Source organism: Kitasatospora sp. MAP5-34, assembly GCF_029894335.1.
GTDB lineage: Bacteria > Actinomycetota > Actinomycetes > Streptomycetales > Streptomycetaceae > Kitasatospora.
The window spans coordinates 1-11140 of sequence record NZ_JARXZC010000075.1 but is presented as its reverse complement, the minus strand read 5'-3'; the positions used below and the strand labels follow the sequence as shown (position 1 = coordinate 11140).

8 protein-coding genes and 4 pseudogenes are annotated in these 11140 nt (G+C 69.6%); 6 read left to right on the top strand and 6 right to left on the bottom strand.

The features are described from left to right. The first annotated feature begins 227 nt into the window (after window positions 1-227). Window positions 228-431, top strand: a complete 204-nt coding sequence (locus P3T29_RS32010) for a hypothetical protein (protein ID WP_280720191.1) — start codon at window positions 228-230, stop codon at window positions 429-431. A 138-nt stretch (window positions 432-569) separates the two neighbouring features. After that, complete coding sequence (locus P3T29_RS32005; protein ID WP_280720190.1) at window positions 570-1208, top strand: hypothetical protein; 639 nt, start codon at window positions 570-572, stop codon at window positions 1206-1208. A 230-nt stretch (window positions 1209-1438) separates the two neighbouring features. On the opposite strand, the gene P3T29_RS32000 is transcribed toward P3T29_RS32005, so the two are convergent. After that, complete coding sequence (locus tag P3T29_RS32000) at window positions 1439-2245, bottom strand: class I SAM-dependent methyltransferase (RefSeq protein ID WP_280720192.1); 807 nt, start codon at window positions 2243-2245, stop codon at window positions 1439-1441. A 498-nt stretch (window positions 2246-2743) separates the two neighbouring features. Here P3T29_RS32000 and P3T29_RS31995 point away from each other — a divergent pair, with 498 nt between their 5' ends. Further along, window positions 2744-3310, top strand: a complete 567-nt coding sequence (locus P3T29_RS31995; protein ID WP_280720189.1) for a hypothetical protein — start codon at window positions 2744-2746, stop codon at window positions 3308-3310. Window positions 3311-3531: 221 nt separating this feature from the next. Here the strand turns inward: P3T29_RS31995 and P3T29_RS31990 are convergent. The 3 genes and pseudogenes from P3T29_RS31990 to P3T29_RS31980 form a co-directional block, all read right to left on the bottom strand. Next, window positions 3532-3795 (bottom strand): annotated as a pseudogene (locus P3T29_RS31990) (transposase); the annotation flags it as partial. 15 nt (window positions 3796-3810) lie between these two features. Further along, window positions 3811-4950 carry a transposase gene (locus P3T29_RS31985; RefSeq protein WP_280720188.1) on the bottom strand — a complete coding sequence of 380 codons (1140 nt, stop codon included), beginning with the start codon at window positions 4948-4950 and terminating at the stop codon, window positions 3811-3813. Window positions 4951-5039: 89 nt separating this feature from the next. Then, the gene (locus tag P3T29_RS31980) at window positions 5040-5282 is read right to left on the bottom strand and encodes a hypothetical protein (RefSeq protein ID WP_280720187.1); all 243 of its coding nucleotides are present in this window, start codon (window positions 5280-5282) and stop codon (window positions 5040-5042) included. On the opposite strand from P3T29_RS31980, the gene P3T29_RS31975 reads away from it, so the two are divergent. After that, window positions 5268-6119, top strand: a complete 852-nt coding sequence (locus P3T29_RS31975; protein ID WP_280720186.1) for a hypothetical protein — start codon at window positions 5268-5270, stop codon at window positions 6117-6119. The genes P3T29_RS31980 and P3T29_RS31975 overlap by 15 nt on opposite strands. A 346-nt stretch (window positions 6120-6465) precedes the next feature. Here the strand turns inward: P3T29_RS31975 and P3T29_RS31970 are convergent. Beyond that, window positions 6466-6528: pseudogene (locus tag P3T29_RS31970) on the bottom strand (transposase); the annotation flags it as partial. Between the two features lie 829 nt (window positions 6529-7357). Between P3T29_RS31970 and P3T29_RS31965 the strand changes: the two are divergent. Together P3T29_RS31965 and P3T29_RS31960 are read left to right on the top strand one after the other, a co-directional pair. Further along, window positions 7358-7592: pseudogene (locus P3T29_RS31965) on the top strand (hypothetical protein); the annotation flags it as partial. Window positions 7593-7853: 261 nt separating this feature from the next. Continuing rightward, entirely contained in the window at window positions 7854-9854 is a 2001-nt protein-coding gene (locus tag P3T29_RS31960) for a choice-of-anchor P family protein (protein ID WP_280720185.1), read from the top strand. 250 nt (window positions 9855-10104) lie between these two features. On the opposite strand, the pseudogene P3T29_RS31955 reads toward P3T29_RS31960, so the two are convergent. Then, a pseudogene (locus P3T29_RS31955) lies at window positions 10105-10473 on the bottom strand (transposase); the annotation flags it as partial. Window positions 10474-11140: the final 667 nt, after the last annotated feature.

Here is an 11140-nt window from a genome sequence, read left to right as displayed (position 1 = left end):
CTACACGGCAGACTGCCGCGCGTGACCAGCACGAGCACCGGGCCACGGAATCACGCCAGGCCCGTGACCTGCCACTTCACGATGCACACCACTCATTACGAGCCGGCCAACGTCCGGCTGCAGCACGACGGCAAGCGGTTCCCGCACGCGCCGCGCATCCCGCTGCCCGGCCCGGCGGCCGACGGTGGACGACCGCTCGGCCGCTGGAGCGGCGGGCGGGTGAGGCGGTGGCCGCGATCACGGCGACTGCGGTGCGCCTGGTCGTCGACCACCGGGAGCCGATCGGCCCGGTCGCCCGCCGGGCGGGCCCGACGGTCTACGTGCTCCGCCAGGCCGCCAACGCCAACCCGGTCCAGCAGGCCCGCGCCTGCGCCCCGCTGATTCCCTACCGCTACCCGGACAACCAGGGGCAGCAGGAGGAGCAGCGTTGACAGTTGCTCGGGCCGGGCGGCGGATACGGTGGCGTTCACCGGGCCGGGGCCGCTGGCCGCGCACGTGATGGGGGCAGCCTGGGGTGGGAGCAGGCGGTTCAGCGGGCCGGGGAGATCGGCGCGGCGGGGCGGCTGAGCGTGGACGAGCGTTCGTGGGGCTGGCGGGCGGTGCGCGGGATCATCGCCATCGCGTTGCACGCCCTCGCCCAGGAGCGGCAGGTGACGGTGGACCAGCTGGAGCTGGGTTCGTTGGTGTGTCATCTGCTGGGGCCGGGGGGTTCGCCGGTGCGGTCTTTGGCGGCGCGGGTGGTCGGTGGTGATCTGGCGTACGGGATCGGGGTGGACGGGCTGGCGGTCGGCCTGGTGGGTGTCGAGGATCCGGATCCGGTGCTTGTCCAGTGGTTGTGGTTGGCCTGTTCCTGGCCCGCGCCCGCCGCCGGTGAGCCGCTGTTCGGCGGTCTGGCCCGGGGCATCGGCGGCGACCGCCGGACACCCGCCGTGGACATCTGTACCGGGTGGGCGTTGGACACGGCGATCGGCGCGCTGAACGCCGAGCGGGGCGGCCTGCCGCGCGACACAAAGGTGCTGGTCACCGGTGGCGAGCACACCGGGCGGACCGGCCGGGTCGTCTCCAGCGCCTGGCACCTGGACGAGGAGCGGCACACCGTCCGGGCCGGCCCCGCCCCCGGCTACGAAGTCCACCTGGACCGCGAGCCCGGCGAAGTACCGGTCGTACCCGTGATCCTCACCGGGCACTTGCGCCCCCACAGCGGCTGACCGGCCGGTGACCGGCCCGGACGGGGCAAGCCGGGTGGCACGCCCGGTGACCAGCCTGACCCGGGGTGGGTGTCTTATGCAGGGCTCTGTGGGGTCTGGCCCAGGTTGTGTGGCGATGGTTACGGAGCGTCGGGTCAGGAGGATGCGGTGAGGACTGAGTCCGCTCGCCGTTTCGTACTGCCCCGTCACTGGCTGGATCACGCTCACTGCCGCGTGCGCCACCCTCCGATTCAGCGACAGGCACTGGCCAGCAAGGCGGCGTGAGGAAGGACCAGCCGGCCGTCCTCGCCGAGGAACTCCTGGGACAGTACGTCGAAGTGCCGCTTGACGTCCGCGCGGGTCTGTTCGGGCTGGCTCAACAGCAGTTGCCCGATGAAGGCCACCCCGGCTGCCGGCCCGCTCCACCACTCCTCGGTGCTGGCCCGGTGATCCCAGCGCAGCGTCTCGCACGTCGCCTCGCGCAGTCCGGCCGAGGTCATCAGCGAGGCCAGACCATCCGGGTCGCGCGGGAAGTCGTCCTCCGCCGCGAGCGGAGGCAGATACGGCGGCCGGGTCACGCCAGCCGCCTCAACGGCCCGGCCCAGCAGAGCCTGGCCGGCGGGAGCCGGGACCGCCCAGATCGTCAGCGCAATCCGCCCACCCGGGCGGACCACCCGACGCAGCTCCGCCAGAGCGTCCCTCGGGCGCCCCACGTGATTGAGCACGAAGTTGCCGACCACCGCGTCGAAGGCGCTGTCTTCGAAGGGGAGTTCCGGCAGGACGGCCGTCACCACCTCCGCGGAAGGGGCGGTCTGCCCCGCCAGCTCCACCATGCTGGGCTCGGCATCAACAGCAGTCACCTTCGCGCCGCGCTCACAGGCCGCCGCGGCCACCGTTCCGGTCCCGGTTCCGACGTCGAGGACCCGGGCTCCCTCTCCCACCGCCGCCGCATCGAGCAACTGCGAAACCGGATACGCACACAGCTTCGCGAAACTGTGTGCGTACGCTTCAGCACGACCAACCCACGTCCGACGCTCGTACTCATCGAAAGCCGTCACCTGCACCGTTACCCCTCCCCGGTCCCGCCGCAGAGATCAAGAGCGCGGCTGACCAGGACCCTAGCTCAGAGGGGCGGCAGCTGGTCGGTCACCCCAGGGAGACCCGGGCCTGACCCATAGTCATGTGACAGCGGCTACTGCTGGTGGGCTCTGTCGCGAGTTCTCTGCAACGACGGGCCCGCTGGTGACCGTGTGCAGTCTCTGGAGGCGGACCCCACTCCACGCACTCCGCGACCTTGGAAGCGCAGGCCTTGGCTATCGGCAGTCGCGGCACTGCGCGGCACACGGAGCGCCTGAAGACCGCCTATGAGCATGCCCGGGAGATCCGGGATGCGTCCGCTCTCAGCAGTGGCTTGATGTGACATCAGGAGTGCTAGATTTGAACATGTTCAAGTAGTGGTCGGTCGGGGCCGACCGCAAGGTTGATCGGGGGAGCCTGTGTCACTGGCAACGGAATCCGAGCCAGCGGGTGAGAAGCCGGCTGTCACTGTCCGGTCCGTGGCACTTCGAAGCCGAGCGGCCTGCGCCCTGAGCGCGCTGCTACTCCTGGCACTTGTCTTCGGCGCGGCGGCGCTGGCCTGGTTCAGCTGGCCGTCCGCGTGCTCGGATCCGCGCGAGGACTGTGGCGCCTCGGATTCGTACTCCGGGGATCACACCTTCCCGCAGGTCCTGGCACGGTTCTCGGTCGACGCGCCATGCGGAACGAGAGGCCTGCGATACGCCTACGCCGATGACTGGAACGACTCCGAGGAGAACTTCGGCCTGCACGCCACCGTGACCCCCGACTGCCTGCGCGCGTTCGTGGCCCAAATCGCCCCCGGCGCCGACCTCGACGCGGCGCCCCTGATCCATCCCGATGCCGCAGAGTTCCCGTTCAGGCTGAAGTTCGGCAAGTTCCCGAACGGCCCGCTCGTACTACCGGACCGCGGTCACGCCTACCGCGTCGTCACCGCCACCAGCCCTGGAAGCGGTCGACAGGTGTACTTGTCCATCGACACCAACACGCCGTCGCCCACCATTGAGGCTACGTTCGCGTGGGCCGCCCCCGACGGGTGGCCCCACTGACCGCAATTGATCGACCCAGCTGACCTGTGCGAATGCCTCTCAGGTTCAACTGTCGCTGACCTCGATCCTTCAGCGTCCGGTCGGTGGCGACCGTTTCGGCTGGGTGCCCGGTTTGTCCTCGGGGTCGGTGAGGTAGGCCGTCGCGTGACGCTGCGGGTGCGCCGGGTTCCACGGGCCGGGGTCTGCTCTCCTTTCCGGTTCGTCGGGGTGGTGACCGGCCGTCAGGGTGCGACCGGGAGCTTGGTGAGGCGTTGCCAGGCCAGGGTGAAGGCTTCAGCCCAGGGCCAGGTGCAGTCGATGCGGAGCCAGCGGCGGCGGGCATGGCGGCTGAGGCGGGCCGGGACGCTGTAGAGGCGGTGGCGCATGGTCGCGGGCTCGGCGCCGGCGAGGCCCTCCTGGTCGTGCAGGGCAAGGGGGCGGACCCAGCAGTCCAGGTCGTGGCCGAGGTCCGCGGTGAGCATCCAGGCCGCGTTGACCTGCCACTTCTTGCTGGGGAGGTTTCAGCCCCATGGCCTTGTCGGTGCGCACCCGGTCCTCGACCGTGGCGTGCGAGCGGGCGAGCGCGTCGAGAAACCGGGGCTGGTGGGAGCCGACGATGCCCCACATGTGCCGGATGTTCGTGGCGACGATCGAGTACCTGAGCTGGTGCGGGCCTCGTAGGCGGTGAGCTTCTTCGCGTGCCGCCCCGACGGTTTGACCCGGCGAACCAGCAGTCGCATCCCCGCCGGCCAGCCGGTGCGGGTGCTCAGCCCGGTCAGCTCCGCGATCCTGCAGCCCTCCTGAATCTCGCCGTCCTGACGCAGGGCAGCCTCCCACGCCCGCTCGGGGAGTTTGGCGATCGCCGTCTCGTCCTGGTCGGTGACGGTCCAGCCGACCAGGTAGCGCACCGTGCGCCGGGCGGTGTTCAACGCCTCGATGTGCTTGATGCCCGTGGGTGGCCCCGGCGCCGTCGACGCGTATGAGGATCTTCGCGTGGGAGGAACCGGGGATTGCGCGAGCGCGGCGGTGAGGACGGCGAGGTGGTCGGCGACGGTGTTACCGCCCGCGTTGCCCTCGCGCAGCAGCATCGCCAGCGACTCCTGTGTGTTCGCGCACCAGGCCGCCAGCGGGTGGAAGCCGAAGGTCTTCTTGAACGTCGCCTTCGCCCCCTCCTTCTTGGAAGCGGCCAGGATGATCGTGGCGTCGAGGTCGATCACGATCCACCCGGCAAGGCGCTTGCCGGCCGCCGTCAGCCAGGGGAAGCCGCCCGGACGCAGGTGCAGCAGCGACCACACGTGGCGCCGGACCCGGGCGCGGGCCCTGGTGATCCGCACCCGGGCGCTCTCATCCAGGGCGGCCAGGGTGCGGTGGGCGGTGGAATCCGAGGCCGGGATACCCAGCACGGCGGCGTGGTGCGCCTGCAGGGCTTCGGCCTCGGACAGGTTCGTGGCCCCCAGCACTGTCGTGCTCGCCAAGGCCACGATCAGATGCGCGCGATCCCGCCAGATCGCGCTCCCGCCCGCGGGGAACAGCCCCGCGAGCGCCGCCGTCAACCCGACCCGGTCGGCGACCCGGTGCAGCAGCACCCCCGCGTGCCCGACCTGCCCCTTGCCGTCGGCGGCCACCGACAGCCCCCGGCTCCACCCTGTACGCTCACTCACCGAGAAGGTGCACCTGTTCTTGCAGTGGATACGACGTCGCAATCGCATCCTCGCAGGCCAGAGGCACCTTCTTCTAACTCACCATCAGATCAATGCAGTCGGTTGAATACCCGAGGCTGGCGGGCACGGAGGATCTCGATGTCGGGGACGAGCACGGAGTGGACGTCGTTCTGTTGGGCGGCGGCGAGGGCCATGGTGGAGGTGTCCGTGGTGTAGCCCTGGATGTCGACGATGGCGCCGGGGCTGCCGGTCCAGAACGGATTCTGGAGGTAGATCCTGCCGTCGCTGAGTCTGGGTGGATGGCGTGGGCAGTTAGAGTGCTGACCGAACATCGGAACGGGCCGGGGCGGGCGATGGGTGTGCGGCGCATGGTGGGCGCGACTGCGGTGGTTGTGGGGCTGCTCTTGGCGGGCTACGAGATCAGCCCGCTCAGTGAAGCGGACGTGCCAACGGTGGAGATGAAGGCCGAGGCCGACCATATCGACGACGTGCTGCAGCAGAGCCTCTACCGGTTGAACAACACGGGCAACGACCAACGCTTCGAGTTGTCCGGCCGAGCGGGCCAGGGCGCCGCACTGCTCGATGTGCGTGAGCACCACAACGACAGGGACCGTACGGTCGAGGTGGACTACGTGTTCAGCGGAGCGGTCCCGAAAGGACCGGTCGACTGGGGCCCGGGAAAGGGCGTCCAGGGGTGCTACCGCTATACCTTCACCAACATGCTGTATACCCTGCGCCACAGGGTGATCAGCTGCCCGAAGGATCTGCCCCCACCCCCGCAGCCCGACTCATCGGCGGCGTACACGGACAGGTCCTCGGGCGCCACCGCGACGACCGAGGACGTGTGGGCCGCCCAGCGCCGCATGGCGCAGCTCGCCTATCGGATCCGCCCTGCGGACCATCCTGCTGACGCGGCACTCCAGCCCAGCACGGACAAGCTGAACAGCATGCTCGTCACCGCGAAGATCGATCCCACCCTGCCGCGCACGCTCGCCATGCGCTCCGGCGTGGCCCTGATCGCACTGGGTACGGTGCACCAGTGTGTCTTCGCCGTCATGGACACCCACGCCGTCAGCGTCTGGCCCGCACCCTTCGAGGCCCCCTGCACCACCGATCGCGCGTACCGATCGTACGCGATGGAGTATTGGCCGCCGTTACCCGGCATGTGATTGCACGAAGTAGTCGGGCGCGTGCCGGCGCCGCCGCTTCCCGTCATGCCAGTGCAGCCAGAACGACTGCGATGCGATCCCGGTCACCTCGGGCTCGCGGTCCAGCAGGATCAACCTGTGGGCTCGGAAAGTCATCGCTGCTGGTCAAGCTGCGTATCGGTACTCGTTGATGACACCGCCGAGGACGCGGATGCGCAGGAGTCTGCGGCCTTCGGGGTCGTGTGCGGTGGTGAGCTAATCGTGGGCGCCAGGTGGTAGCTGGTTCCGGGCCCGGTGGGGGCGGTGCTCGTTTGTAGTGCCGCTGGTAGGCGGCCAGGACGTGGCGGGCGTGGGCCTCGTTCACGATGAGGACATGGTCCAGGACCTCACGCCGGATACTGCCGATCACCCGCTCGCAGTGGGCGTTCATCCGGGGAGCTCTCGGCGCGCTCTTCAGGATCTCCATCTCCTCGGCCTCGAAGACGGCGTCGAAGGACTGCCCGTACTTGCCGTCCCGGTCACGCAGCACGAAGCGCAGGGCCTCCATGCGCGTGCCCAGGTCAGCAGCCACGTTCCGGGCCTGCCGCACCGCCCACTCCCGGGCGGGACGGGCGGTCACACCGACGATGTGCAGGCACCGAATACCGTGCTTGAGGAACGCCAGCGCGTACAGGCGACGACCCATCACGGTGTCGAGATGGAAGAAGTCGACGGCGATGATGCCCTCGGCCTGGGCCGTGAGGAACTCCCGCCAGGTCGGGCCGGTGCGGCGCGGCGCGGAGCCGGGTCGATACCCGCCGCGCGGAGGATCTCCCACACCGTGGATGCGGCGATCGGATGCCCGAGTCGGGCCAGCTCGCCCTGGATCCGCCTGTGCCCCACCCCTCGTTCTCCCGAGCCAGGCGTAGCACGAGATTCTTGAGCGCCGCTCTGGTCGGCGGGCGCCCGCTCCGGGTGCGCCGCGCGCTGTAGTCCCACTTCGCCGCGATGAACCGGCGATGGCAGGCCAGAAGGGTGCCGGGCGTGACCGGGAAGACCGCCCGCCAGCGGTGACGGGGTATCAGTCCCGACAGCGCCGCCAGCCAGAGCCGGTCCGCCGGCTCATAACGGACCAGGCCGGCGATCCGGCGGCGCAGCACCGCGTTCTCATGCCGGAGTACGAGCAGCTCGGCGTCCTTCGCGGTGTCGCGGCGCAGCAGCACCCCCGGGGCGGACAACAGCCTGCGCGCCACCTTGTACAGCAGCGAGACGATCACCCGGACATGGTGCCAGCCGAGATCGCCCTGCCGCTCCTACCTGCAGCGATGACTTTCCGAGCCCGACAGGGTCCGGCCGCGGTGCTGGCAGTGCTGCTCGGGGTGAACATCGGCCCCAACCTCGCCTACGCCGGATCGCTGGTCCACCCTGCTGTGGCGGCGGATCGTCCGCGAGCACAAGCACGAGGTCGACCTCGCCGAGTTCACCCGCCTCGGCCTGCTCGCCGTGCCCACCGCCCCGGGGGCGGACCCGGCCGGGGCGCATTGGAAATGCTTTCGGGCGCATTCTGTTGGGTGGTCCACCACCTCAGCGCTCTTATGCGCCCGTTTCCCACCTGTTTGTTTCGTGATCGTTTCTATAACGTCATGAAAGTGCCAGCTCCGGCTTCGGGGTTGGACTATCAGGCCCCTTAGGCCTTTGGGCCGGCTCGGGCCGCAGCAGGGGGTGTTCATGCACAAAATCCGAATGTTCCGCACGGCCATGCCCAGGTGGCTGGCCGTGCTCGTGACGGCCGCGCTCGCGCTCACCGGGGTCGCGGCGGTCTCCGCGGCACCGGCCGCCGCCGCGTCCAGCGTCGTGGTGCAGGTCGGCTACGCCGACAACGCGCGCGCCAACCCGAACAACTTCCCGACGCCGTGGGCGGGCTCGCCCGGGATGACGTTCGACGGCTGCGTCGGCTGCACGTACGACGCGGGCGCGGTGCGCGTCGTCGACAACACCTCGATCGCGCAGACCGTCGACTCGGTGATCGTGAAGATCAGCACGTGTACCTTCGACATCTGGCCGCATGGCACCGTATTGCAGCCCGGGCAGCAAATGATCGTCACTCAGACCAATCCCACCGCCGCCGCGGTATGCGGCGGTACCAGTGGAGCATTCGACACCTCGGACATCGGGGTCAACGGCGCAGCGACGAACTGCACACCGGACGGAGTGATCCCTGAGGTCGACGTGACGATCGGCGGTGTGACGAACGCGCTGTTCGACACGAAGCAGGTGCTCAACACCGGCGGCATCGACCTGGCAGCCTGCCCGGCCGGCACCAACGAGTCGGCGCAGTGGTCGCTGATCGGCACGCGCTGCCCGAGCGCGTCTCTCACACTCGGTCCGTCGACCCAGACCGACGACGTCGGGACCACGGCCTCATTCCAGGCCGCGCTCACCAACTCCTGCGGCGACCCTCTGCAGGGCGCCACCGTCTCCTTTACCGTGCGGTCAGGGCCCAACGCGGGCCTGACAGAGACCGCGACGACCGACGTGAACGGCGTGGCGACATTCTCCTATACCGGTGCGAGCCCCGGTACCGACATCGCCATCGAGACGACCGCCAACCCGGCGGGCACGATCACCTCGAACACCGTGACCGTGGTCTGGCAGAAACGGCCGTCGTCGCTGACCATCACCGGAACGTCGGCCAGCGACCACAACGACCCGGGCACCGTGTCCGCGGTGCTGACCGACAACGGCGGGCCGGCGGCCGGCCAGACGATCGTGTTCACGCTGAACGGATCCGAGTCCTGCTCGGCGGTCACCGACGCGAGCGGAACGGCGTCCTGCCAGATCACCCCGCAGGAAGCCGCCGGCTCCTATCCGCTGACCGCAACCTTCTCGGGCAGCGCGACCGACCTGGGCTCGTCGTCGACCGCCACCTATACCGTCAACCTTGAACAGACCACGCTGAGGTACACCGGCCCGTCCAAGGCCGCCAACGGTGTGCCGCTCACACTCTCCGGCGTGCTGCTCGAGGACGGCACCTCGGCGATCGCCGGCCGCACGGTCACCTTCACCCTCGGCTCCGGGGCCTCGGCCCAGTCCTGCACCGGTACGACCGACGGCAACGGAAACGCCTCCTGCACCATCTCCTCCGTCAACCAGCCGGCGTCCAGCACCTCGGTCCCGGTCACCGCGGTCTTCGCCAGTGACGCTTACTACCTGCCGGCCTCGGCCGGCGCGACCCTGAAGTTCCAATACATGACCGGCGAGGCGTTCGGCCTCTCCTCGGGCGGCCTGGTCACGATCGCCGCGATTCCCGACACCGGTCCGATCCAGACGGCGTCCGCCGGAACCTTCGGCCCGCCGTGCGTGGCCAGCATCGGCGGACTGATCAACGCCCACGCACTGTGCGCGCAGGTGGTCACATCCGTCAATCCCGGCACCTCGACCTCGACCTCCGGGGTGCAGGACGCCACCCTCGGCGTGACGGGCCTGCCGGTGATCAAGATCGGCCTGGTGCAGTCCTCGTCCACGACGAACTGCAGCGGATCGACCGGCAGCGTCACCATCGGGTCGGTCACCGTCGGCGGCATCCCGGTGAACGTGAACCTGCATCCGGGCGCAAACACGACCGTCACCGTGCTCGGAGTCACCCTGACATTCAACGAGCAGACGCCGGTGACCGGAGCCGACCAGGGCCTGACCGTCAACGCCGTCCACATCAACGCACTCGGCCTGCTGAACGTCGTGATCGGCTCGTCCAGCAGCGATATCGGCAACTGCTAAACCGCTGCTATTCGCAACCACTTCCCAGGGGCCGCCCGGCGAACGCCGGGCGGCCCCGCCCGCGCCTGGCCTCGATCGTTCATGACGGTGGTGGGTTGATCTTGCGCCCGCGATGTCCCGTTTCGTCTCCGCTCGGGGTGTTGGGCGAGCGGGCGCGGGCGTCGACTGTCGCGTCGGTGGCGCCGGGTTCCACGGGCCCGGGGACTGGGGGTTGGCCTCCTCTCGCTGCTCGGCGGGGCAGTTCGCCCGGTCAGGTGGGGCGGGGCAGGGCCTGCAGGCGGCGGAACGCGGTGACGATCTCGTCGGCCCAGGGCCAGGTCCAGGGGATCTTCAGGCGTCGGCGGCGCTGGCCGCGCACCAGGACGGCGGGGACGTGCAGGAAGCGGTAGCGCAGGGTCTTCGGTGTCGCCTTGGCGAGCGAGGTGCCGCCGAGCGCGAGGAGTTGGAGCCAGTTGCGCAGGTCGCAGGCGAGCGCGGTGACTGTCAGCCAGGCCTGGTTGACCTTCATGTGGCGCGAGGGGAACCGAGCCAGGCTCTCGGCCTTGCTGTCGCGGATCTTCGGCTCGACACGGGCATGACTCCTGTGGCGTGCTTCGAGCCAAGCGGCCTGGCGGCCGGGGGAGTTGGTGGCGAACGCCTGCGGCCGGGTCGCCCCGAGCCGGCCAGGGTCTACGCCTTGATAGGCGCAGTGCTATTGCCGGATCGCGGGGCGGGGAGGTCAGCGGTGTGTCGGGGGCGGGAGTGGTCGCAGTCCGCACCGGCCGGGTGCGCCAACCGCCTGGGGGCGTGCCCCACGGTCATGATGGGCGACGCCGGCAGGACTTCGGCTTTCATCGTGCCTATGGTGCAACGTGACGACGATCCCTAACGCGCCTGCTCGGGTGCCGCCTCGCTCCCGCGGCCAGGTGGAGAGCGCCATCCGGCGCCTGCGGAGAGCAACCGCGGGCGGCGTCCGGCAGGTGTCCTGCAACCGCGGTGCCCTGGACGGCTGCCTCGGACGCATGAACAACCCCGATCACAACGGGCCGTCACCAACGCATCGGTGACGGCCCGTCCTGCTTCCCACGTCGAAGGTCCACTGCGAACCGGATGTGAGCGGACACGGTCGGCCCCGGCAGCCGTTCAGGTGAGGATGTCGCGGCGCACCACCGTGCCACCGGAGGCGAACAGGTTCTGGTGGCTGTCACAGCGTCAATGAAGCTTCGCCATCCTCGAACGTGCTGGTCAGAGGGGCTGGCGTGACGGTTCTCCGGGGTGCTCGTGCTGATCGTGGGCAGGAGTCTGCG

Coding starts and splice junctions, on each gene's coding strand:
- P3T29_RS31980 (WP_280720187.1), bottom strand. CDS start 5,282: ATGTTCGGTCAGCACTCTAACTGCCCACGCCATCCACCCAGACTCAGC.